At 65.6% G+C, this 21,961-nt stretch carries 24 protein-coding genes, 3 tRNA genes and 1 pseudogene; 16 read left to right on the top strand and 12 right to left on the bottom strand.

Annotated features, from left to right (window positions below):
- Positions 1 to 44: 44 nt before the first annotated feature.
- Both GMOLON4_RS10310 and GMOLON4_RS10305 read right to left on the bottom strand, forming a co-directional pair.
- The gene (locus GMOLON4_RS10310; RefSeq protein WP_051266474.1) at positions 45 to 1,088 is read right to left on the bottom strand and encodes an aliphatic sulfonate ABC transporter substrate-binding protein; all 1,044 of its coding nucleotides are present in this window, start codon (positions 1,086 to 1,088) and stop codon (positions 45 to 47) included.
- Positions 1,089 to 1,107: 19 nt separating this feature from the next.
- Positions 1,108 to 2,199, bottom strand: a complete 1,092-nt coding sequence (locus GMOLON4_RS10305; RefSeq protein WP_211222683.1) for an LLM class flavin-dependent oxidoreductase — start codon at positions 2,197 to 2,199, stop codon at positions 1,108 to 1,110.
- A gap of 272 nt (positions 2,200 to 2,471) precedes the next feature.
- Here GMOLON4_RS10305 and GMOLON4_RS10300 point away from each other — a divergent pair, with 272 nt between their 5' ends.
- Both GMOLON4_RS10300 and GMOLON4_RS16415 read left to right on the top strand, forming a co-directional pair.
- Positions 2,472 to 2,756 (top strand): ribbon-helix-helix domain-containing protein, encoded by a 285-nt coding sequence (locus GMOLON4_RS10300; RefSeq protein ID WP_026936374.1) that lies wholly within the window; start codon positions 2,472 to 2,474, stop codon positions 2,754 to 2,756.
- A gap of 53 nt (positions 2,757 to 2,809) precedes the next feature.
- Complete coding sequence (locus tag GMOLON4_RS16415) at positions 2,810 to 3,064, top strand: type II toxin-antitoxin system RelE/ParE family toxin (RefSeq protein ID WP_407648557.1); 255 nt, start codon at positions 2,810 to 2,812, stop codon at positions 3,062 to 3,064.
- Positions 3,065 to 3,274: 210 nt separating this feature from the next.
- Here the strand turns inward: GMOLON4_RS16415 and GMOLON4_RS10295 are convergent.
- The 3 genes from GMOLON4_RS10295 to GMOLON4_RS10285 form a co-directional block, all read right to left on the bottom strand.
- Positions 3,275 to 3,350: transfer RNA gene (locus GMOLON4_RS10295), tRNA-Phe, on the bottom strand.
- A 63-nt stretch (positions 3,351 to 3,413) separates the two neighbouring features.
- A tRNA-Asp gene (locus GMOLON4_RS10290) sits at positions 3,414 to 3,487 on the bottom strand.
- Positions 3,488 to 3,558: 71 nt separating this feature from the next.
- Positions 3,559 to 3,631 (bottom strand) — tRNA-Glu (locus GMOLON4_RS10285).
- A 552-nt stretch (positions 3,632 to 4,183) separates the two neighbouring features.
- Here GMOLON4_RS10285 and GMOLON4_RS10280 point away from each other — a divergent pair.
- On the top strand, positions 4,184 to 5,656 hold the full coding sequence (locus GMOLON4_RS10280; RefSeq protein ID WP_026936376.1) for a peptidoglycan DD-metalloendopeptidase family protein: 1,473 nt from the start codon (positions 4,184 to 4,186) through the stop codon (positions 5,654 to 5,656).
- A 239-nt stretch (positions 5,657 to 5,895) separates the two neighbouring features.
- On the opposite strand, the gene GMOLON4_RS10275 is transcribed toward GMOLON4_RS10280, so the two are convergent.
- Positions 5,896 to 6,381, bottom strand: a complete 486-nt coding sequence (locus tag GMOLON4_RS10275; RefSeq protein WP_026936377.1) for an inorganic diphosphatase — start codon at positions 6,379 to 6,381, stop codon at positions 5,896 to 5,898.
- 257 nt (positions 6,382 to 6,638) lie between these two features.
- Here GMOLON4_RS10275 and GMOLON4_RS10270 point away from each other — a divergent pair, with 257 nt between their 5' ends.
- The 4 genes from GMOLON4_RS10270 to hpt all read left to right on the top strand — a co-directional run bounded on the left by GMOLON4_RS10270 (position 6,639) and on the right by hpt (position 10,291).
- Complete coding sequence (locus GMOLON4_RS10270) at positions 6,639 to 8,135, top strand: SulP family inorganic anion transporter (RefSeq protein ID WP_026936378.1); 1,497 nt, start codon at positions 6,639 to 6,641, stop codon at positions 8,133 to 8,135.
- A gap of 237 nt (positions 8,136 to 8,372) precedes the next feature.
- Positions 8,373 to 8,654 (top strand): hypothetical protein, encoded by a 282-nt coding sequence (locus tag GMOLON4_RS10265; RefSeq protein ID WP_051266475.1) that lies wholly within the window; start codon positions 8,373 to 8,375, stop codon positions 8,652 to 8,654.
- The gene (gene tilS, locus GMOLON4_RS10260) at positions 8,651 to 9,664 is read left to right on the top strand and encodes a tRNA lysidine(34) synthetase TilS (RefSeq protein ID WP_026936379.1); all 1,014 of its coding nucleotides are present in this window, start codon (positions 8,651 to 8,653) and stop codon (positions 9,662 to 9,664) included. Before GMOLON4_RS10265 ends, tilS begins: the two co-directional genes overlap by 4 nt.
- Positions 9,665 to 9,667: 3 nt before the next feature.
- The gene (gene hpt / locus GMOLON4_RS10255; protein ID WP_035732257.1) at positions 9,668 to 10,291 is read left to right on the top strand and encodes a hypoxanthine phosphoribosyltransferase; all 624 of its coding nucleotides are present in this window, start codon (positions 9,668 to 9,670) and stop codon (positions 10,289 to 10,291) included.
- A gap of 272 nt (positions 10,292 to 10,563) precedes the next feature.
- Here the strand turns inward: hpt and GMOLON4_RS10250 are convergent, their stop codons facing one another.
- Both GMOLON4_RS10250 and GMOLON4_RS16410 read right to left on the bottom strand, forming a co-directional pair.
- The gene (locus tag GMOLON4_RS10250) at positions 10,564 to 11,010 is read right to left on the bottom strand and encodes an endonuclease domain-containing protein (protein WP_169516478.1); all 447 of its coding nucleotides are present in this window, start codon (positions 11,008 to 11,010) and stop codon (positions 10,564 to 10,566) included.
- 342 nt (positions 11,011 to 11,352) lie between these two features.
- Positions 11,353 to 11,433 (bottom strand): annotated as a pseudogene (locus tag GMOLON4_RS16410) (hypothetical protein); the annotation flags it as partial.
- A 329-nt stretch (positions 11,434 to 11,762) separates the two neighbouring features.
- Here GMOLON4_RS16410 and GMOLON4_RS10245 point away from each other — a divergent pair.
- From GMOLON4_RS10245 to GMOLON4_RS10205, 9 genes are all read left to right on the top strand, one after another.
- A complete protein-coding gene (locus tag GMOLON4_RS10245; RefSeq protein WP_026936382.1) occupies positions 11,763 to 12,296 on the top strand; it encodes a flavodoxin domain-containing protein in 534 nt (177 codons plus the stop codon).
- Positions 12,297 to 12,471: 175 nt separating this feature from the next.
- The gene (gene ftsH / locus GMOLON4_RS10240) at positions 12,472 to 14,448 is read left to right on the top strand and encodes an ATP-dependent zinc metalloprotease FtsH (RefSeq protein ID WP_051266479.1); all 1,977 of its coding nucleotides are present in this window, start codon (positions 12,472 to 12,474) and stop codon (positions 14,446 to 14,448) included.
- Between the two features lie 8 nt (positions 14,449 to 14,456).
- Positions 14,457 to 14,579, top strand: a complete 123-nt coding sequence (locus GMOLON4_RS10235) for a hypothetical protein (RefSeq protein WP_265576747.1) — start codon at positions 14,457 to 14,459, stop codon at positions 14,577 to 14,579.
- Positions 14,579 to 15,355, top strand: a complete 777-nt coding sequence (gene folE / locus GMOLON4_RS10230; RefSeq protein ID WP_051266481.1) for a GTP cyclohydrolase I — start codon at positions 14,579 to 14,581, stop codon at positions 15,353 to 15,355. The genes GMOLON4_RS10235 and folE overlap by 1 nt, the downstream gene beginning before the upstream one ends.
- Positions 15,356 to 15,453: 98 nt before the next feature.
- Positions 15,454 to 16,356, top strand: coding sequence for a dihydropteroate synthase (folP, locus tag GMOLON4_RS10225; protein WP_322745116.1), 903 nt, complete (start codon positions 15,454 to 15,456; stop codon positions 16,354 to 16,356).
- Between the two features lie 229 nt (positions 16,357 to 16,585).
- Complete coding sequence (folK, locus tag GMOLON4_RS10220) at positions 16,586 to 17,707, top strand: 2-amino-4-hydroxy-6-hydroxymethyldihydropteridine diphosphokinase (RefSeq protein ID WP_084147390.1); 1,122 nt, start codon at positions 16,586 to 16,588, stop codon at positions 17,705 to 17,707.
- Positions 17,704 to 18,243 carry a DUF3180 domain-containing protein gene (locus tag GMOLON4_RS10215; RefSeq protein ID WP_026936384.1) on the top strand — a complete coding sequence of 180 codons (540 nt, stop codon included), beginning with the start codon at positions 17,704 to 17,706 and terminating at the stop codon, positions 18,241 to 18,243. Before folK ends, GMOLON4_RS10215 begins: the two co-directional genes overlap by 4 nt.
- Before the next feature lie 141 nt (positions 18,244 to 18,384).
- The gene (locus GMOLON4_RS10210) at positions 18,385 to 18,645 is read left to right on the top strand and encodes a type II toxin-antitoxin system Phd/YefM family antitoxin (RefSeq protein WP_026936385.1); all 261 of its coding nucleotides are present in this window, start codon (positions 18,385 to 18,387) and stop codon (positions 18,643 to 18,645) included.
- Complete coding sequence (locus GMOLON4_RS10205; RefSeq protein ID WP_026936386.1) at positions 18,646 to 18,900, top strand: Txe/YoeB family addiction module toxin; 255 nt, start codon at positions 18,646 to 18,648, stop codon at positions 18,898 to 18,900.
- 25 nt (positions 18,901 to 18,925) lie between these two features.
- On the opposite strand, the gene GMOLON4_RS10200 is transcribed toward GMOLON4_RS10205, so the two are convergent.
- Genes GMOLON4_RS10200 through GMOLON4_RS10185 form a run of 4 tightly spaced genes read right to left on the bottom strand, consistent with a single transcriptional unit; the run spans position 18,926 to position 21,946 of the window.
- On the bottom strand, positions 18,926 to 20,512 hold the full coding sequence (locus tag GMOLON4_RS10200; RefSeq protein ID WP_026936387.1) for a choice-of-anchor G family protein: 1,587 nt from the start codon (positions 20,510 to 20,512) through the stop codon (positions 18,926 to 18,928).
- Positions 20,513 to 20,701: a hypothetical protein gene (locus tag GMOLON4_RS10195; RefSeq protein ID WP_026936388.1), complete on the bottom strand. Its 189-nt coding sequence runs from the start codon at positions 20,699 to 20,701 to the stop codon at positions 20,513 to 20,515.
- Entirely contained in the window at positions 20,698 to 21,426 is a 729-nt protein-coding gene (locus GMOLON4_RS10190; RefSeq protein WP_146137461.1) for a hypothetical protein, read from the bottom strand. Before GMOLON4_RS10190 ends, GMOLON4_RS10195 begins: the two co-directional genes overlap by 4 nt.
- Positions 21,410 to 21,946: a signal peptidase I gene (locus GMOLON4_RS10185; protein ID WP_051266483.1), complete on the bottom strand. Its 537-nt coding sequence runs from the start codon at positions 21,944 to 21,946 to the stop codon at positions 21,410 to 21,412. The genes GMOLON4_RS10190 and GMOLON4_RS10185 overlap by 17 nt, the downstream gene beginning before the upstream one ends.
- Positions 21,947 to 21,961 lie beyond the last annotated feature (15 nt).

Here is a 21,961-nt window from a genome sequence, read left to right as displayed (position 1 = left end):
GTCGCTTCGATACGAATCGCTGCGCGATTCACTCAGCGACCGATTCACTCACCGACCGACTCGCCGGCCGCATCCGAGGCCGCACCCGACGCATCCGGCTCACTTGTCGCCGCCTCGATGAACTGGCTGTCGTACATTGTCGCGAGTGCCTCGTCGTAGGCCTCTTGGCTCACGACGTCGCCGCTGTCGACCATGTACCCTCCGATCGTCTCGAGCGTCGGCGCGAGCGCATCCGGATCGGGCACCGGATCGATGCCGAAGTCGAGCCGCTCGAACGTGAGCTCGGCCACATCCTGTTCGACGCCGGCCTCATCCGCGTAGATCGCGATCGCTTCGTCCGGGTTCGCGAGAACCCACTCGCGGGCACGCTCGTACGTGTCGACGACGAGCTGCACCGTCTCGGGCTGCTGCTCGATGAACGACTCGGATGCGTTGAGGAAGATCGGGCTAATCAGCTCCGGATTCGTGTAGACGACATGGGCGCCGCCGAGTTCTGCCCCAGCGAGGATGGGGTCGATGCCGGCCCACGCATCCACCGAACCGGTTTCGAGGCCCGAGCGGCCGTCGGCGTGCGGCATGTTCTCGAGCGTGACGTCGTCGGGGGAGAGGCCGTGCAACTCGAGGGCCTGCAGCGCGAAGTAATAGGCGTCGGTGCCGCGGGTCGCGGCGACCGAGAGTCCGTCGAACTCCGACACCGAGGTCAGCGCGGAATCCTCGGCAACGACGAACGCGTACCCCTCGCTCGCGTGCGTCAGCATGATCGTCTTGATGGGCGTGCCGTTCGCGCGTGACTGCACCGCGGGCCCGCCGCCGGTCGTGGCGATATCGACGGTGTCCGAGCGCAGGTACTCGTTCGCCTTATTCGAACCGGCCGAGAACACCCAGTTCACGTCCACGCCCTCGAGTTCGGCCTCGAGCCAGCCCTGATCCTTCACGACGAGGCTCAGCAGGCTGTACGTCGCGTAGTCGATATTCAGCTCGGTGAGTTCGCCCGAATCAGACGCGCACGCCGTCAGGCCGCCGCCGAGGAAGAGGAGGCTGAGCGTCGCTGCGAGGGTTCGCCGGAGCTTGCGGAGTGAGTTGACCATGCCGGGGTGGATGCGCGACTCAGCCGAGCAGTCCGCGCTGCTGGAGGATTGGGGTCACGCCCTCGCCGAACCAGTAGGTCTCTTCGAGGTGCGGGGTGCCCGAGAAGATGAACTGGCTATAGCCCGCGTTGATGTACCGCTCGATCGCGTCCGCGACCTCGACGTGGCTGCCGACGAGCGCGGTGCCCGCGCCGCCGCGCACGAGCCCGATGCCGCCCCACAGGTTCGGCTCGATTGTGAGCGATTCGCGGTCGCGTCCCTTCGGGCGCAGCGCCGCCATGCGCTGCTGGCCGACCGAGCCGGAGCCCGCGAACTCCTTGGTCGCCGCGTCGATCTGCTCCTGCGGGATGCTCGCGACGAGGTCGTCGGCGGCCTGCCAGGCGGCCTCCGAGGTGGGTCGCGTGATCACGTGCAAGCGGATGCCGTACTCGAGTTCGCGCCCGCGCTGCTGCGCCGCCGCGACCACGCGCTCGCGCTTCGCCGCGGCTTGGGCGACCGGCTCGCCCCAGGTGAGGAACACATCCGCCTGCTCGGCAGCCATCTCGATCGCCGCATCCGATGAGCCGCCGAGGTAGACGGGCGGCATCGTCGTCGCGGTGGGGAGGAATGCATCCTCGATCGTGAAGTGGTTGCCGAGGAAATCGACGTGCTCGCCGGTCGCAAGGCCGCGCAATACCGAGACGTACTCGTTGGCGCGGGCGTAGCGCTGGTCGTGGTCGACGCGGTCGCCGAACCGGCGCTGCTCCGCATCCTCCCCGCCGGCAACGACGTTGAGCCTGAGGCGATCGCCGATGAGCTCCTGGAACGAGCGGATCTGCTGAGCTTGCACGGTAGGGGAGATCAGGCCCGGGCGCAGTGCCACGAGCATGTCGATTCTCGAGGTTTGGGTGGCGACTGCCGTCGCGACGGTCCAGGCGTCGAGGCACCAACTGCCGGTCGGGATGAGCACGGCGTCGAACTGCATCTGCTCGGCCGCGCGGGCGATCTGCGTGAGGTACTCGAGGCTGGCGGGGCGCTCGTTGCCGCCCACCGCATCCGCAAGGTTGTAAGTCGCGCTGCCGGTCAGGAGGCTGCTTCGCGAGTCTCCCGTCGTGGGAAGAAACCAATGCATAGATGCTGCTCGAGTCATGTAGCCCCTCTTTGCTATCCGTAGCCACTGTATGGTTACCGGCTCGGGTTGTATGCGTGGATGCGAGTCAGGCTAGATTGCGTAGGTAAACGAACCGGGTCGGTCGGTTGGATGCGCGGCAACGTTTGGTCGGGTCGCTCGCGTCGAGACAGGATGGGCCGGCGTCGATCCCGTGACCTTACGGTTTTCAGTTATTCGGCCATCCACATGGTTCGATAAGTAGGATTTAGTCCTACTCAAGGATTGGACCAACAATGCGCACGACGAAACAGCTCAGTATCACACTTCCGAACGAAATGGCGGAACAGCTGAAACAACGCGTCGCCACTGGTGCATATGCAAGTGAGAGCGAAGTAATTCGAGAAGGGCTTCGCGCGCTTTTCGCGCAGGAAGATGCGGTTGAACGCTGGTTGCGCACCGAAGTCGTGCAGTCCATCGAAGAAATGCGTGCCGATCCTTCCCGGGCGATTAGCTCGGAGGACATGCGCGCTCATCTCGCGGAACTGCGCAAGCAGTATGAGGTCGACCGCCGCTCGTGAAGTATCGGGTCAGTTACTCGCCTGAAGCCAAAGAGCACCTAACTGACATCTTCATGTGGATCGCTGATCAAGGGTCACCCGAAGCCGCGGAACGCTACGTGATGTCGATCAGTGACTACTGCGCAAGTTTGACGGATTTCCCTCGACGTGGGACTGCAAGAGACGATCTTTACCCGGGGCTGCGGACCTTGGGATTCCGGCGGCGAGTGACTATCGCCTATACCTTTTCTGACAGTGAAGTTGTCATCTTCGGTGTCTACTACGGCGGCCGAGACTATGAATCCCTCATAGAAGGCTCAATTGATTAGGCCAGCCATGATGCGGTCGACAATGCGGTGACTGGCATGCGGCGGTCGTCCGCATGGAATCTGGGTTAGCGATTGAGTTCAGCGCGATGAATTCCGCGTTCGTGCTCGATGAACGCGCCGATCATCGCTCGGTAGGTGGCTTCCGCAACGTCCGCGGATGCTTCGGCGGTACCGCGGAAATCGAAAAAGCCCCGGGCGAACCCGGGGCAGTGGTGGCTCCGACGGGCGTCGATCCCGTGACCTCACGATTTTCAGTCGTGCGCTCTACCAACTGAGCTACAGAGCCAGGTAGAGGAAAACCTCTACCGAGATGAAACGCCCTTATCTTTCGACAAGGGCGTCGCACTCGCGACCCTGACGGGACTTGAACCCGCGACCTCCGCCGTGACAGGGCGGCACGCTAACCAACTGCGCTACAGGGCCATATTCTTTTGTTTTGACGACGTCCAACAGTATCAGATCTCTCGGCTTCGGTGCCACTCGGGCTACCACAGTGACCCCAACGGGATTCGAACCCGTGTTGCCGGCGTGAAAGGCCAGTGTCCTAGGCCACTAGACGATGGGGCCGAGAGTTGCGTTCTTGTTGACCGCCGAGAATAAAGCTTAGGGGCAAACTTCTCTACCTTGCAACTTGAGCCTCAAGAAATCTGCAGAATCGGCCAAATTGCAGGGAAGTCCTCGGCGTGGCGCGCTCGAACGCGACCTGAATTTCGACCGCCGATGATGCGCATCCTTGGCTTTTTCGCGACGGTCGGATGCGCACTCGAACCTCGCGCGCGTGTGCAGGGCGAATTCCTTCTGGCCACTGAAGCTAACGGTGCGATACAACCCTCGCGCCCGCGAGCAGAAGATGCCGCTTGTCGGTGAGCAGGATGCGGCGCTCGCCAAATTCTGAAGATGAGAGGTCCGCGACACCCCGGCGAAACCGCGATCTTTTACCTCATTCCGCGGTTAACTCCGCGTTGGAATTGCGTGTGTCGCTGGGAAAGTTATTGATTAGATTGGCCAGAGTGACTAGCGTGGCAAATGTTGTGTGCGAGACGAATGTGAAAGTTGACGCCTAATGTGTCGCACCCAGGGTGAGACAGCATTCGTCAGAAGCAGAAACGAGAGGAACGGATGACTTCGACAGGTCTAATTGCTCGAGTCCGTCGCGCCAGCTTTAAGGTTGGTGCCGTTGCCGTTCTCAGCACCGTGCTCATCGCGCAGGGCGCTCTCACGTCGACCGCGAAAGATCTCGACGAATACGCCACGTGGAATGACGTCGTTGCCGCGCAAGGCGATATCGACGCGCAGAACGCACTTATCGACGACATCAACGCGCAGATCGAGCAACTGAAGTCCGACGTCGCCGTCGCGGAACAGGTCGCACTCGATGCGGGCCAGGCCTATTCGGATGCAGCCGACGCCACGACCGAGCAGAACGGCGTCGTCTTCAACCTGCAGACTCAGGCCGACGAAGCCGACCAACTTGCGAGTGAGTCCGAGCAAGAGGCCGGCGCGATGGTGGCGGCGATGTCGAACCGCGTGACCGTCGATCCGACAGTGCAGCTGCTGACCAAGCCGGGCGACGCGGATGACTTCCTCATGGGCATGTCGACGCTCTCGAAGCTCGGCACCCACAACGGCTCCACGTACGAGACCGCACTGAGCCAGCGCAATAACGCTGAGCAGCTTGGCGAGCAGGCCAACACGGCACTTGACGAACTCCAGCGGCTCGAAGCCGAGTCGCAGGCCGCGTACGAAGCCGCTGCGGCCGCCCAGCAGGATCTCCAAGACAAGCGCGACGCCGCCATCAACGAGGGTTCCGAGCTCGAAGCGATGCTCATCCCGCTCACGGAACACCGCGATGTCGTCCAGGCCGACTACGAAGAAGGCGAGCGACTCCGCGAAGAAGAGCGCCAGCGCATCGAACGCGAGCGGGCCGAAGCTGCGGCAGCAGCTCAGGCAGCAGCCGAGGCGGCCGCAGCAGAAGCGGCCGCCGAGGAAGCCGCGGCGGCAGAAGCCGCCCAGCAGGCGCAGAACAGTGGCGGCGGTGGCGGCTCGTCGACGCCGCCCGCGAGCAGCGAATCCAGTAGCAGCAGCTCCAGTTCAAGCAGTAGTTCCAGCTCTAGTTCCAGTTCCAGCAGCGAGTCCAGCTCCAGCTCCAGCAGCTCGTCGGTCAGCGCTGGCTTCCACTACCCGATGTCGGAATCCGCGTGGATCACGAGCCCCTTCGGCTACCGCATGCACCCGGTGTTCTTCTATTGGAAGATGCACAACGGCATTGACCTCGTCGTCCCCGGTGGCACTTGCTGGGCGCCGATCTACGCGGTCGCGGACGGTACCGTCGGCATCGCCGGCTGGACCGGCGGCTACGGCAACATGGTGTCGTACACGACCTCGGACGGCAGCGTGATCCAGAACGGCCACATCTCCGAGGGTGGCATCAACGTCTACGTGGGCCAGTACGTCTCGGCTGGCGATGTGATCGGCTACGCGGGTACGACCGGTGACTCCACCGGCTGCCACCTGCACTTTGAGATTCTGCAGGGCGGAAGCTACGTCGACCCGACCGTCTGGCTCAGCAACCGGGGCATGTACTACTACTAGGCCGCCGGCTGGCCGGGCGGACCGCTTGCCGGACCGGTCGCAATTCGCGGCACGCCTAGCCACCCACAGGCCCCTCACTACCTCCTGATGTGCCCAGCGTGCCGCAAATTGCCGCACCAGCAGCGCAAACACAAAATCCGCGGTGACGATCACTCGTCACCGCGGATTTTCAGTGCAGCAGGTGCAGCCAATTCAGCGATCGCGGCTTATCCAGCCGATGCAGCCAGCGCAGCCGCAAATTACTCGCCGGGGTAGGCCTCCAGCGAGCGCTGGATGATCTCGTCCGCCTCGGCCGCCGAACCCCATGCGTCGACCTTGACCCACTTGCCGGGCTCGAGGTCCTTGTAGTGCTCGAAGAAGTGCTGGAGCTGGTCGCGGGTGTTCTGCGGTACGTCCTCGAGCTCCTGGTACTGCGCGAAGCGTGGGTCCTTGTGGGGGACGCAGAGGATCTTGTCGTCGCCGCCAGCTTCGTCCGACATGCGCAGGACGCCGATCGGGCGCACCTTCAGGCCGACACCGGGGAAGACCGGGTACTCGAGCAGCACGAGCGCGTCCAGCGGGTCGCCGTCGTCGGCGAGGGTGTGCTCGAAGAATCCGTAGTCAACCGGGTACACGAACGGGGTGAACAGGACGCGGTCGAGGTAGACGCGACCGGTCTCGTGGTCAACCTCGTACTTGTTGTGGCTTCCGCGCGGAATCTCGATGACGACGTCATATGCGGCCATGAAGAATGCTCCTCTTGTGGGTCGGTGTTGCAAAAGATGCGTGTGGGTCAAGGCTAGCGCGCGGATGCGAACGGTCGCGCTGCCCGCCGATTCCGTGCCTCAGGTAGGCCGCACGTTAGGACGCACGGTATGACGGCTCGTGCCGCTGAGCGCGGCGGATGCCCCCGTCGTGCGTCCTAACGTGCGGTCCCCGACGCTGCCCGCAACCGGCGTCTGCCCTACGCTTAGCACTTTGGGCAGCGAGCCGAAGGATCAAGATGAGTACCGCCGTATCGCCAGTGGTCGAGCAACGCGTCTCCCCCGCGCTGAAGCATCCCCGCATCCTCGTTCGCGAGGTACTCGCGGGCCTCGTCGTGTGCCTCGCCCTCATCCCGGAGGTCGTCGGCTTCTCGATCATCGCGGGGCTCGACCCCGCGGTCGGCCTCTACACGTCCATGGTGATGGTGCTCGTGATCTCGGTCTCCGGCGGCCGCCCCGCGATGGTGACCGCCGCCGCGGGCGCCACCGCGCTCGTCCTCGCGCAGGTGTCGCGCGAGTACGACATGAACTACGTCGTCGCGGCGGTGCTCCTCGCCGGCGTGCTGCAGATCGTCCTCGCGCTCCTCGGCGTCGGCAAGCTGATGCGCTTCATCCCGCGCAGCGTCATGACGGCGTTCCTCAACGCCCTCGCGATCCTCATCGCGCTCTCGCAGCTGCCGCACCTTGTCGGCGTCGGCTGGCAGGTCTACGCACTCGTCGCACTCGGCATCCTGATCGTGTGGCTGTTCCCGAAGCTCACGAAGGCAATCCCGGCGCCGCTGGTCGCGATCGTCGTCGTCACCGCCGTCGCGCTCATCTTCCGCATCGACGTCCCGACCGTCGCCGACCAGGGCGAGCTGCCCTCATCCCTCCCGGCCCTCTTCTTCCCCGATATCCCGTGGACGCTCGAGACGCTCCAGATCATCGGCCCCACCGCGATCGGCATCGCCCTCGTCGGCCTCATGGAATCGCTCATGACCGCGAAGCTCGTCGATGACATCACTGAGACGAATTCGTCCAAGACGCGCGAGTCGATCGGCCAGGGCGTCGCGAACATCGCCGCCGGCGCGTTCGGCGGCATGGGCGGATGCGCGATGATCGGCCAGACGATGATCAACGTGAAGGGGTCGGGGGCGCGCACGCGCGTGTCGACCTTTGCCGCGGGCATCTGGCTGATGCTACTCATCCTGCTGCTCGGTGACGTGGTCGGGATGATCCCGATGGCGGCACTCGTCGCGGTGATGATCATGGTCGCGATCGGCACGTTCAACTGGCACTCGATCGCCCCGGCGACCCTCAAGCGCATGCCCCGCGCGGAGACGTTCGTGATGCTTCTCACCGTCGTGGTCGTCGTGTGGACGGAGAACCTCGCGATCGGCGTCCTCGTCGGCGTGCTCGCCGCGATGATCGCCTTCGCGCGCCGCGTCGCGCACTTCACGCGCGTCACCCGCGAGGTCGAGGGGGAGGGGGAGGGGGCGGTCGCGCGCTACAAGGTCTCCGGCCCGCTGTTCTGGGCCTCGAGCAACGACCTCGTCACGCAGTTTCGGTACGCGGATGATCCGGGTCGCGTCGTCATCGACATGCGCGATTCGCACGTGTGGGATGCGTCTTCGGTCGTCACGCTGGATGCGATCGAGCAGAAATACCAGCAGCACGACATCGAGGTGGAGTTCGTCGGGATGAACGCGGAGTCGCGGATTCTGCATCGCCGCCTTCGCGGCACGACGCCGACGTAGCTTCACGGTACAACGCGGAGGTAGCCTCACGGTCCCGACCCGGTGTCCAGAGCTCGGTTCCGAGGGACGGTTCTGAGCAGGGCAGTCCCGACCAGGGTGCAGGGCCGGCCACGCCACGTCCAGCCAGACCCTCGAAGATTGAGTGACGCATCCACGCTCGCTCCACACTCGCATCCACGCTCGCTCGACGCGAGCCGAGAGAGCTGACAGCGGGCACCCGAAGGAAAGGCGAAGACCATGGCAGCACGCAGCAAGAACCCGAAGGCGAACGCGCAGAAGGACTGGCGCAAGCTCAGCGAGGGATCGAAGATCGCGATCGTGGCCGCGGCGGCCGTCGAGATCACACTGCTCGTCGTCGCGCAGGCCGAACTCCTCACGAGCAAGAAAGATCAGGTTCGCGGCAAGAAGTGGGCGTGGTTTCTCGGAAACTTCGTGAATTTCGCGGGCCCGGTTTCGTTCCTGTTGTTCGGGCGTCGGCGTAGCCCTGAGGCGTGGCCCAGGCTAGGCTTGCCCACGTGATTGATCGACCTCGCCTGACTCCGGCGGTCGCGAACATCCGCAGGGCCGTACGCAACGCGCTGCGTGGATGGGCGACCGAGGGGGACCTCGTGCTCGTTGCGCTCTCCGGCGGGCCGGATTCGCTTGCGCTGGCCGCTGGCCTCGCGTTTGAGGCGCCGCGGGCGGGGCTGCGCACGGGAGCGGTCATCGTCGATCATCAGATGCAGCCGGGCTCCGCCGAGGTCGCGCAGCGCGCGGCGCAGCAGGCCCGAGACCTTGGCCTCGACCCGGTCATTGTCGAAACGATCACCGTCGAGGAAAAGGGCGCCGGGCCCGAAGCATCCGCCCGCGTGGCGCGCTATGACGTGATCGACGACGTCAAGCAGCGCATCGGCGCGAGCTGGGTCGTGCTCGGGCACACGCTGGATGACCAGGCCGAGACGGTCCTGCTGGGTCTCGCTCGCGGTTCGGGCGGCAAGTCGCTGCACGGCATGGCGGTCGTCAACGGCTACCTCGTACGGCCACTCCTCGGCATCGAGCGCAAGGAGACGCACGAGGCGTGCGCCGATCAGGGCCTCGAACCCTGGCTCGACCCGATGAACGAGGATGAAAGCTACAAGCGGGTGCGCATCCGCAAGACCGTGATGCCGACGCTCGAGCGCGAGCTCGGGCCGGGGATCGCCCAGGCGCTCGCGCGCACCGCGACCACGCTGCGCGAGGATTCGGAGACCCTCGACGCGCTCGCGCTCGAGTGGGCGCAGGAGATTGTCGACACGGATGCGGAGGGTCGCATCACGCTCGACGTCGGGGGTCTCGTGACCCAGCCGGCAGCCCTTCGTCAGCGCATCTGCCGAATCGTTGCGGAGCAGGGTTTCGGCGTTTCGCTCTCTCGCGCGCACACCATGATGGTGTCGGCGCTCGCGACCGAGTGGCGCGGCCAGGGGCCGATCGACCTGCCCGGGATTCGCGTCGAGCGAGCCGAGGGCCGACTGCTGTTCGGAGCTGCCGGACGAGGACACGAGGAGGACTAGCGGATGCGCGCGCAAGACTGTCAGGACGAGATTCGCCAGGTGCTCCTCTCTCAAGAGGAGATTCGGGAACGGATCGCGGAGCTCGCTCGCGAGATCGAGCGCGATTACGCGGGCAAGGTGCCGCTGCTCGTCGGCGTGCTTAAGGGTGCGGTGATGGTCGTGAGCGACCTCGCGCGCGAGCTGCGCATGCCGCTCGAAATGGACTGGATGGCGGTGTCGTCCTACGGCTCGGGCACCGAATCGACCGGTGTCGTGCGCATCCTGAAGGACTTGGACACCGACCTCTCGGGGCGCGACGTGCTCATTGTTGAGGACATCATCGACTCGGGGCTGACGCTGACCTGGCTGACGCAGAACCTCGCGTCGCGCGGTGCCGCGTCGGTTGAGGTGTGCACGCTACTGCGCAAGCCCGAGCGACTGAAGACCAACCTCGCGGTGCGGTACATCGGCTTTGACGTGCCGAACGAGTTCGTCGTCGGCTACGGCCTCGACTACGACGAGCGCTACCGCAATCTGCGCGACGTCGTCGTGCTGCATCCCGCAGTATTCGGCGCGGACGACGTCGACCCGAACGGCCCGGTCGAGCCAGCCCGCAAGGTGCTCACCCCCGGCCTCCCCGACGCCTAAGGTCCGTGGGCGCGCCCCCGCTCGGCGAGTTGCCGCTGTCGTCGTCCGCGTCGCCGAGCCCCATAATCAGCACGCATAGCGCATCAAGAAGTGAATGCGGGCTCCTTGGTGGCTGGGCATGCCCGGAATTGCGCGCAGGCTCACGCCCACGATTCCCGCGCAGCCGATGTTGTCCAACTTCAGCAGTGCCTCGCCGCGCGAAAATCGGCACGTATAGCTCAATAGGAAGTGAATGCTCCCTTGAGGGCGGCCCGACATGACGCCGATGGCACTCACCGCCAGTGCACCCGCGGCGCCCGCCGATGCTCGTCGCGTCGGATGAGCGCAAGAATGTCCTGGCAAACGTCGTCGAGGTGGTACATCACGTCCGCGTATGTGAGGCGGATCACGAGATAGCCCTGTTCAACGAGCGCGCGATCTCGACGCCGATCGTTCGCGTAGTTCTCGCTTGACATGTGATGGGTCTTGCTGTCGATCTCGACGACGAGCCGCTCGCCAATCACGAAGTCGACGCGGCCTACCGACGGAATCTGCACTTGCGCCTGAAATTCGATCCTGTTGCGGACCAGCCATAATCGAAACAGCGTTTCCGTGCCTGAACCGGCGGATGGCGTCACAAGACGCAACACTTTTTCTCCACGTTCGCCAGCGCGTTTGGCAATCACCTCGATCTCGGATTCGGACAATAGTCCGAGGTTGAGGGCCGAATCGGCGAGCACGATCGCGTCGTCTCGCGGACAGACGCGGATACTCGTCAGGAGCGCGCTTCCGGGGCGGTCGACGCTTCGGTCGAGTCGGACGGCGCGGCTGTGGGGGAGCACAACTGGGCTGAGTGGGACCGCGGTTGTCCGCGGATTGAAGCCTTCCCCACGCCGAAGCCGGACATGAACGGGCTGGTCGGGTGGCGTCCAGACCCCGTGGAGCTGAAGCGCCGCCGGGCCAGAGAGAACGCCTCCGGCTCGGACCGCGCTTGCCACGAACGTATTCGCCGCTTCATCGGAATACCAGCCTTGGCGAAGTCTTGTGAGTTCGCCGCCTGCAACTAATCGGCGAATTTGGACGTGTGTGAGTCCGATATTTTGGAGTTGAGCGGAGCTTACGACTCCGAAATGCCGACGCAAGATGTCTGCGAGGTTGTTCATGTCACGGATCTCAGCGGCCGCGGGTCAGTGATCGCCTGAAGAGGGCGCGACCTTGTGCAGAACGAGCAGTCCACAGCGTGATCGTGCGCCAACTGGGTCGGGTACTGGGCTTTGCGGACGGGACCCTCGGCAGCGCAGCAATCTGCGGCACGCATAGCTGCACAGGAGGGAACTATCGGGTTCCGAATACCCAGGTATGCCGCAAATCGCGCGGCTCTCTCGGTGCGTCTCGCTAATCGAGGATCGAACCGCTCGGCGAGCGGCCGCCCCGCTCGGTGAGTAGCCGCAAAGCGGCGAATCGAACCGCGCGCCCGAAGTACACTGACCGCATGCGCATCCTGGTTGCCTACACGTCCAAGACCGGCTTCACGAAGACCTACGCTGAGTGGATCGCCGCCGATCTCGGCGCAACCCTCGTCACGACCGATGAGCTCTCCGCAGATCTGATCCGCGACCACGATGTCATCGTCCACGGCGGTGGCAACCGCGCCGGCAACATCGGCGGACTCAAGAAGTTCCTCAACCACTGGGACGAGCTCAAGAACAAGCAGGTCGTGCTCTGGTACACCGGCGCGAGCCCGGCGAATCCACACGCCGAGGCCAACGTCTGGGGCCAGGCACTCACCGACGAGCAGCGCGACAAGGCCACACTCTTCTACCTCCGTGGCGGCTTCGACATGAAGCTCTTGCGCGGCGCCGACAAGATGATCATGTCCGGCATGCGCACGGCACTCAAGCTCAAGCCGAACCGTAAGCCCTCGGAAGAAGGCATCCTCAAGATGATCGCGAACCCGAACCGCGAGCTCGACCGCGCAAACGTCGCGCCCCTCGTCGAGCACGTCCGTTCGCTCGCGTCAGCGTAGATAAAGCAGAACGCCCTTAGCGGACAAGGCGTCTATTCAGGCGGGACAAGGCCCTCAGCCAGCCTGGCGCGGGTAATATTTGCGACATCCTTGCAGATACATGCCGTTGTGATGCATGCCGCTGCAGATGCATGCCGCCAAATCGAAAGGTCGCGAGCGAGCTCGCCCTCAATCCATGAAGACGTTTAAGAAAATCATCAAGAGCCCGATCTTTATTGTGCTGATTGCGCTCATCGCGATCGGCATCGGGTTTAGCTTTTTCACCGCGCAGGGAACGAGCGAGGTCACCACGCAAGAGGGCCTCACGATGTTGCAGGACGAGAAGGCGAAGGAAGTCACCATCACGCAGGGTGACAACCGCGTCAACATGGTGCTCACGAAGGCTGACGACAAGTACGGCGAGAACGTCTTCTTCTACTACGTGGATGCGCGCGCCGACCAGGTGATCGCGGCCGTCGACAAGGCGGCGCCAGCCGACGGCTATAACGACGTCGTCCCAGGCCCCAACTGGCTCTCGACGGCGCTCTCGCTCCTGCTGCCGCTGATGCTTATCGGTTTCTTCGTCTGGATCATGTTCTCGAGCATGCAGGGCGGCGGCGCCGGCGGTGCGATGAAGTTCGCGAAGTCGAAGGCAAAGCTGGTCTCCAAGGAAGACCCGCAGGTCACGTTCGCGGATGTCGCAGGGTCGAACGAGGCGCTCGAGGAGCTTGCCGAGATTAAGGACTTCCTGAAGGAACCGGCCAAGTTCCAGGCGGTCGGGGCGCGCATCCCCAAGGGCGTGCTGCTATACGGCCCTCCGGGAACCGGTAAGACGCTGCTCGCGCGCGCGGTCGCGGGCGAGGCGGCCGTTCCCTTCTACTCGATCTCGGGTTCGGACTTTGTCGAGATGTTCGTCGGTGTCGGCGCGAGCCGCGTCCGCGACCTCTTCGACCAGGCAAAGCAGAACGCGCCGGCGATCATCTTCATCGACGAGATTGACGCGGTCGGTCGCCAGCGCGGTGTCGGCATGGGCGGCGGCAACGACGAGCGCGAGCAGACGCTGAACCAGCTGCTCGTCGAGATGGACGGCTTCGACGCCAACACGAACGTCATCCTCATCGCGGCGACGAACCGCCCGGATGTGCTCGACCCGGCCCTGCTGCGCCCCGGCCGCTTCGACCGCCAGATCGGCGTGGATGCGCCGGACCTCCAGGGTCGCGCGGAGATCCTCGCGGTGCACGCGAAGGGCAAGCCCCTGGCGCAGGATGTGGACCTCCACTCGGTCGCTCGCAAGACTCCCGGGTTCACGGGTGCCGACCTCGCGAACGTCCTGAACGAAGCCGCGCTCCTCACCGCGCGCATGAACGCGCAGATCATCGACGCCCGCGCGATCGACGAGGCGATCGACCGCGTGATCGCTGGCCCGCAGCGCCGCAGTCGCGTCATGAATGATCAGGAAAAGCTCATTACCGCCTACCACGAGGGCGGCCACGCGGTCGCGGCGGCGGCGTTGAACCACACCGATCCCGTCACGAAGATCACGATCCTGCCCCGCGGTCGTGCCCTCGGTTACACGATGGTCGTGCCGCTCGAAGACAAGTATTCGGTCACGCGTAACGAGCTGCTCGACCAGCTCACCTACGCGATGGGCGGCCGGATCGCCGAGGAGATCGTGTTCCACGACCCGACGACCGGCGCATCCAACGACATCGAGAAGGCGACGAAGACCGCCCGCAAGATGATCACCGAGTACGGCATGTCGAACAACGTCGGCGCGATCAAGCTCGGCGATGGCGAGGGCGAGTCGCCGTACGCGCAGAGCCACGGCGCCCCGTATTCGGACGCGACTGCGGGCATCATCGACCGCGAGGTGCAGTCGCTGCTCGAGAGCGCGCTACAGGAGGCCTGGTACATCCTGAACCGCAACCGCCACATTCTCGATGCACTCGCGGCAGAGCTCCTCGAGGTCGAGACCATCGGCCACGAGCGCCTCGATCAGATCTTCGCGAACATCGAGAAGCTCCCGATGCGCGAGCAGTGGCTCTCGAGCCCCGAGCGTCCCGTGAGCGATAAGCCGCCGGTGCAGCTCAAGCCGCACCTGCCGGTCGACGAGCTCGGCCAGGGCGGCGGCCACCACGGCGGCGGTTCGGCGAGCAACACTCGGGCCGAGTAGTGGTTCGGGTGGATGCGCTGCTCGCGGCGCGGGTGTCGGTCGCGGATGCTGTGGTCGGTGCCTTGGGCCAGGTCGCGGATGCGTCGCATGGCTCGGATGCGCTGGCCCCCGATCCGAGGCGGGTCGCGTAATGGCGATTGATCGAGAGCGCGCCGAGCGAGCGATCCGGGAGTTCCTGCTCGCTGCCGGAATCGACGGTGCGGATGCGCGAGTCGCGCGTACCCCGGCCCGCGTTGCGGCGGCGGCTGAGGAACTGCTCGGCGGCGAGGGCATCGACCCGGTGCCGATGCTGCGCGCTGGCCGCATCTCGATCGACGGCGACGCGTCTGCGGTCGCGCCCCCCGACCCAGCGTCATCCCCCGAGAACGCAGCCCCGGCAGCGCCCACCGAGAGAATTGTGCACGACACGCCAGGACACGCCGCCGACGCGCCGTCAGTCGAGCACAGGCGTGCACAATTTTCTGCGCGCGACGCCGCGCACGACACGATCGGCCAGCCGCCCGCATCCGGCAACCTGGTGCTGCTGCGCAATATCCGCTTCCGCGCGATGTGCGAGCACCACCTCCTGCCCTTCGACGGCTGGGTGCACCTCGCGTACCTCCCCGGCGACTCGATCATCGGCTTCGGCCGCCTCTACGACCTCGTCGAGGTCTGTTCGAGCCGGCTCACGCTGCAGGAACGACTCGGCGAGGAACTCGTTGACGCGATTATGGCGGGCTTGGATGCGCAGGGCGCGCTCGCGGTGATCGAGGCGCGGCAGGGATGCGTGGCTGACCGTGGCCCGCGACAGTCCGATTCCGATTCGGTGACTTTGGCAGCCAGCGGTGCGCTCACTGATCCGCAGACGAGGGCGGATGCGCTGCGCCTGATCGCGCTCGGCGGCACCTCGCGCGACGAGTCGGCCTAGACCCTTGAGTGCCGCGTGACGCGCGGTGTATCGAAAGGGTCGCACAACCAGGGCCCTTGAGTACGCGGGCGGAGCCCGCGGTATCGAAAGGACCGACCGTGCGCACCACCGCCGCGATCTGCGAGAAGATGGACGCCATGACCGCTCCTACACAACAGCCTGTCACCACCGAGATCATGGCGGTGCTCAACGTCACCCCGGACTCCTTCTCGGACGGCGGCGCGGTCGAGGCCCCGACTCCCGCGGAGCGCACCGCCAAGGCGATCAACAAGGCACATGACCTCATCAGCCAGGGCGCGACGATCATCGACGTCGGTGGCGAGTCAACCAGGCCAGGCGCCGAGCGCGTGCCGCAAGAAGAAGAGTCCGCGCGCGTCGTCCCGGTCGTCCGGCAGCTCGTGAAAGAAGGCATCATTGTCTCCGTCGACACGATGTACGCCGCAACCGCAGCCGCATGCCTCGAGGCGGGCGACGTCTACATCAACGATGTCTCGGGCGGCCTGGCCGACCCCGAGATGCTCGCGACGGTCGCTGCCCGCGATGGCCGGTTCATCCTGAGCCACTGGCGCGGCCACTCGGTCGTGATGAACGACCTTGCGGTCTACGAGGACGCGGCGGACGAGATCAAGACCGAGCTGCTGCAGATGCGCGATCGGGCGGTGGATGCGGGGGTCACGCCGGAGCGCATCGTGCTCGACCCGGGCCTCGGCTTCGCCAAGGACCGCGACGATAACTGGGCCGTGCTCCAGCGGCTCGACGAGTTCCAGGCCCTCGGCCACGAGCTCCTCATCGGCGTCAGCCGCAAGCGCTTCATGGGCGCGCTCCTCGACCCGGATGCGCCGGTCACCGATCGCGATCTCCCCACGGCGGTCGTCTCGGCCCTGTGCGCCGAGCGCGGCGTCTGGGGAGTCCGCGTGCACAACGTGGCGGCGACCCGCATCGCACTCGACGTCGTGAACGCCTGGCGGCAGGGCGCCGACACCCGCGCCGACCACCGCTAATGGCACAAACGGCACTGCAGTCACAGACTTGGCCCCGCGAACCGAGCAGGCGCGGGGTCCCGCTGCAATCCAAGACACGCCTAGCCAACCAAGATCCATATGCGACCCCCTGACGAGCTATACGTGCCGCAAATTGCAGCACCTCCCGCAACACCACCGCCAACCCCGGCCATACGGCAAGATGGATGCATGACTCTCGGTAGTACTCCCCAGCGTTCGGCGGCGGTTTATGACTGACGCGACCTCGAGCGGCGGCACCCCTACCGGGAGCGAACCGACCGGCAACACTCCCGCCGACAGCGCGCAGGCAAACAGCGAGCCAACCGCGCCCGCCAGCACCGTGCCCGCCAACACCGCACCCGCAATGCAGCAGCGAGCCCAGCTCACGGAACACCCCGCCGAGCAGGCCATCCGCCTGATGCCGACTCGCCCCGGCCCAGAGGCGCATCCCGCGCTGCCTGCCCCGGAGCTCGACCGCATCCGCATCGATCGGCTGCACGTCCACGGCCGCCACGGCGTCTTCGCCCACGAGCGCGCATCTGGCCAGGACTTCTACATCGACGCCGAGGTCTGGATCGACACCCGCGCCGCCGCACAGACCGACGAGATCGAAGACACGCTGCACTACGGCCACCTCATGCGCGCGCTGTACGAGGTCGCGATGAAGGAGCCCGTCGACCTCCTCGAGACCCTCGCCGAGCGCCTCGCCGCGGTCACGTTCGCGTTCGCGGGCCCGCAGGCCGTCCGCATCACGGTGCACAAGCCGCAGGCGCCGGTGAAACTCCGCTTCCAGGACGTCACAGTGTCGGTGCTCCGCTACCGCCCCGAGGGTGCCGAGCCCGAGGCCGCCCGCCGCCCGCACTCCCGCGCGGTGATCGCCCTTGGCGCGAATCTCGGCGCGCGCGAGGCCGCGATCCGCGACGCGATGGACGAGATCGAGTCGCTCGACGGCGTCTGGCCGCACCGCCGCTCGAGCCTCTACGAGACCCCGGCGCTCACCACCCACGGCGTCGACGAGACGGTACCGGCCTACCTCAACGCCGTAATCACCATCCACACCGATCTCGAGCCGCACCTCTTGCTCGACAAGCTGCAGCAGATCGAGGATGCGCACGGTCGCGTCCGCCAGGAACGCTGGGGGAGTCGCACGCTCGATCTCGACCTCATCGAGCAGGGCGGTCTCGAGTTTGAGGATGCGCGGCTCACGCTCCCGCATCCCCGCGCGTTCGAGCGCGCATTCGTGCTCGCGCCCTGGGCCGAGATCGAGCCCGAGGCCTCGCTCACGGGCCGCGGCCCGATCAAGCAGCTGCTCGAGCAGACCAACGACGAGGTAGAGCGGTACCAAGCATGACGCGGACGAATCCGTGGCTGCTCGTTCTGCTCGCCGTGGCGGGCGGCGCGATCACGTGGGCGATCGAGGCGTGGCTCACCTCATCCGGCAGCGGCTCGCTCGTCCCGTCGATCGCGTTCGCGATCACGCTCGTGGTGATGGCCGCGGTCGTCCTCGCGATCGCGTGGCCGGTGCGCCGCTATACGGCGGCGCTTCGCCGGGCGGATGCGGCGCGCGACAAAGCAAAGCGGGTCAAGGATGCATCCACACAGGATGCGGAATCGGCGGCTCGCGAGGTGGCTAAGTACCGCGTGGACCCGTTTCGCGCGACGTTCGCCGTTGCGCTCGCGAAGGCCGCGAGTCTCGCGGGCAGCGTGTTTGTCGGTGGCTCTGCGGCGGTGGTCGCGTGGCTCACGAGCCGCACGGTGATCGGTGATGGCGTGGTTGAGGCAGTGATCGCGCTCATCGCGTCTGCGCTGCTGGTCGTCGCGGGCCTGATCGCCGAGTCTTGGTGTTCGCTACCCCCAGAAAACGGCGACGCGGCCACAACTGCGTAGCGAGTTCGCCGGTGATGACGACTTCGACCTGATCGCCACGGTTACAGGCTAGCCAGCGGAGACGCTTGCTCTAGTGTGATTCGCTCGCTTCACTGGTACCATTATCCGGTACCAGATATAGCGAATGAAGGGGGTTCCGTTATGTCCATCAGTGCAAGCGAAGCGCGAAAGACTCTGTTCCCGCTCATTGAGCGTGTGAATGAGAACCACGAGGCCGTGGAGATCGTTTCCCGCAAAGGTAATGCCGTCCTCATGCCAGCTGACGAGTACGCGGCATGGCAGGAAACGGCGTATCTATTCCGCTCGCCGGCGAACGCTCGCCGACTGCTCGATGCGTATGATCGCGCCCGTGCAGGGAAGATTGAATTTCATGCACTCGACGACGTTGATGAGGAATCCTGAGTGCGTCTGGTCTGGGATCAGTCGGCCTGGGAAGACTACAAGCACTGGCAGACGGCCGATCGGAAGATCCTAAAGCGAATCAATACGTTAATTGAGGCATGCCTTCGCGAGCCGTTCACCGGAATTGGTAAGCCTGAACAACTGAAATATGGGGCGCAGGGGTCGTGGTCGCGACGTATCACCGACGAGCACCGGCTGGTCTACATGGTGCTGGATGACGACCTTGTGATTCTGCAGGCCCGCTATCATTACTGACCAAGGCCACTACACCAAGTACCCACTAACACCTCGCCGCACCAATCAAACACGAGGGCCCTACCGAGCCGCGCCCGAGGTAGAGGGCAACGCCAGACTGGCCCAGCGCATCCAACACACCGACGCGCAGCGCCGCGACGTCGAACTGACCATCCGGTAGCGCCGCTAGATCCGGCGGCTCCGCCGATCCCGCGAGCGGATCGTTCTGCGCGTTCACGGTGACGACGACCACGCCGTCGAGGAACAGCGAGCTGTACACGAGCGAGACGGCTTCGACGACCGGAGTGGTGACGTCGACAAGGTCGCCGATCAGCTCATCGACCGTGAGGCCGAGCACCGCGTCGACCGCTGTGCCGACGGCCAACCCGGCTCCCTGCGTGAGCGCAGAGACCAGGCCGTTGAGCAGCCCGAGCTCGATCGCGCCCAGCAGCTTCGTGTTGACGGTCACGAATCCCGGCTCGCCACTGAGCAGCTGCGCGAGGGATCCACTCACGCTCACCGAAATCTCCGCGACGGGGATGAGCAGCAGTCTCAGCTCGATGGTCGCGGCGACATTCACGGTGATCGCGTCGACGGCCGCGGTGAGCGCGCCGGTCACGCGTTCGAGCCACTCGTCCAGCACACTTGCCAGCGTCGAGGTCAGCGTGTTCACCACCACGGGGTCCGACAGGATGTTCGTGTTCGGGCTGAGCCCATTCAGCCCGGCGCTGTACTCGTCCGGGTAGGAGGCGGCGAGCAACGCCGCAGTATCGACGCGAATCGTGCCGCCAGCGAGATCGACGGTGAGGATGCCGCCACTGTCGGTGAGTTGCTCGGTCAGTAGCGCGCGAACCGGATCGAGATCGATTGTCGCGGAAAGCTCGACGCTGACGTCCCCGAGTCTGAGCGTGCCGAGCAACCCACCCAGCAAGCCGGACAGGCCGTCGGCGATCGCGGTCGTGAGCCCCGTGTCTCCGGCGAGCGCGTTCACAGCCGTTTCAAGATCGCCGACAACCCCGTCGACCGTCGACACGAGCGTCCCCACGGTTGGCGAATCAATCACCGTCGTCAGCGACGTCGCGAGGTATTCGCGGGTCAGCGCATCCGCGACCTGACCGCTCCACGCGAGATTGCACGCATCCAGCTCGGCGCGACCGGTGACCGCTCCTACCTCGAGCGACACGTCGGCGACACCGCTCAAGGCAGAGGCGACGCCCGGGTTCACGCTGCCAAGCAATTGCGACAGCTGTAACGTCGCGAGATTCGGGTAGCCGCCCTCGGGCTCGAGCGCGATGCCGCCCGACTCGGTAATCAGGCCGCTCGCGCCCGCCGATAATCCGGAACTCGTCGCCTGCCCGTACTGACCGACGACCCCCGTGGAGGTATCGAGCGGCAGCGCAAGGAACCGGGTGAGGTCCACATTCAGCGCGGACAGCGCCTCGACGTTCAAGGGATCGGAGTAGGCGTCATTTCCGAGGGGCACGGCCGACGTCGGATCGGCCAAACTCCCCGAACCGTCATTGAGGACCTCGACGCCCTTCACCTCGGCAATCGCGTCGAGATCCGCGCCGAGCAGCGAGCCGCTGAGTAGCTGCCCCTCGCCTCGAGACGTGAACTGCCCGGTCGCATCCACTCAGTCGAGTGTCCCCACCGTGCCGCCTGCCCATTCGGAATCCTGCCAGGATGCGCTGGTCACGACGCCGCCCGGGGACGCGATTCCGACGGTCAGCAGCACCGCCGTCGCGATCCCAATGCCGCGTCGCCCGATGCCGCGTCGCCCGATGCCCTGTCGAACGATGCCCCGTCGCACGAAGCGCCTCATGCGTGCCCCTCGCGACGCCGCAGCACTCGCAACCAACGAACGCTCAGCCCGTATCCGATCAGTCCAACCGCGAGCAGTATGAGCGCGAGCACGTTCGCGCCGGTCGCAGCGAGGCCGGCATGAGATCCAGTGTCGTCGTTCCCTGGCACGGAATCGCCGCGCGCGTGCAGGCCGACGGACAGGGTCGCGGATGCGCCCGACAGTTCCGCAGGCGACGCATCGGCGGGGATGCCGAGGGTCACGAGCAGGTGTCGCGGCTCATCGGCGCGCAGGTCGGCGAGCGGGAAAACGTCGCCGGACTCGGGCAACGCAATTTCGCGAATGGGCGTCACCGGCAACACCGGAGTCGCGGTTCCCGCGCACTGGGGCGGCGCATCCTCGGCCGCGCGCGAGAAGGCGACGGGGCACGAGTCGACGCTCACGGTCATTCCGGCCTCGGTGACGAGCGCGCCGTCCGCGCGCATCTCCAGGCTCAAGGTACCGGCGGTGGCGTCGGCCAGGGATGCTTCGATCAGCCAGTCGTGTGTCTCGCCTGGGCCCGCATCCTGCCAGTGAAATGGATGCGGGTCGGCACGCAGCGTGAGCAGCCCGGCCTCGCCGGTTTCGGCGACGTCGGCAAGCAGCGCGTTCGCGCGCTCGGCGGTCCATAGGACGCCCACCAGCGAGAGCACCGCGCAGAATGCGGCGATCGCTCGCGCCACGCGCGTCCTATCGTGCGTCGTCACGCGCGACCTCATTGGACGGTCTCGCGGCCGCCGGCGCCGGCCAGAACGCCCACACGGTGAGGGTGCCCGCAAGCAGTGTGAGCGCAGTCATCCCGAGCGGGCTCTGCAGCACCATCAGCACCGTGCCGAGCCCCGGCATCGACCACGTCACGCGCATGACGTCGGTGACCACGTAGGCCTCCTGATCCGGCGCGGGGTTCGCGTCGCCCTGCATCCGAATCTCGGCCGACCCCGGCACCGAGCCCTCGCGGATTTCGATGACGCGATGGGTGATCGGCTGTCGACCTTCGTCGCTGCGGTCGACCGTCACGACGTCGCCAACCACGATGTCGGATGCGCTGATCGGTTCGGCGATCGCGAGTGCGCCTTGCGGCATGGTCGGCGACATCGAGCCCGTGCGAAAGATCACGAGCGTCGCCCCGGTGATGGCCGAATAGGCGATCCAACCGACGACGACTAGCGCCGCCGCGCTCAAGAGCACGGCGGCGACTCGACCGAGGGCGCGGCTGATTCGGCGCAAGAGCTACGGGGTGAA

Origin of the sequence: Gulosibacter molinativorax, assembly GCF_003010915.2 — a bacterium.
GTDB lineage: Bacteria > Actinomycetota > Actinomycetes > Actinomycetales > Microbacteriaceae > Gulosibacter > Gulosibacter molinativorax.
The sequence above is the reverse complement of the archived record's forward strand: the minus strand, read 5'-3'. Positions and strand labels throughout refer to the sequence as shown.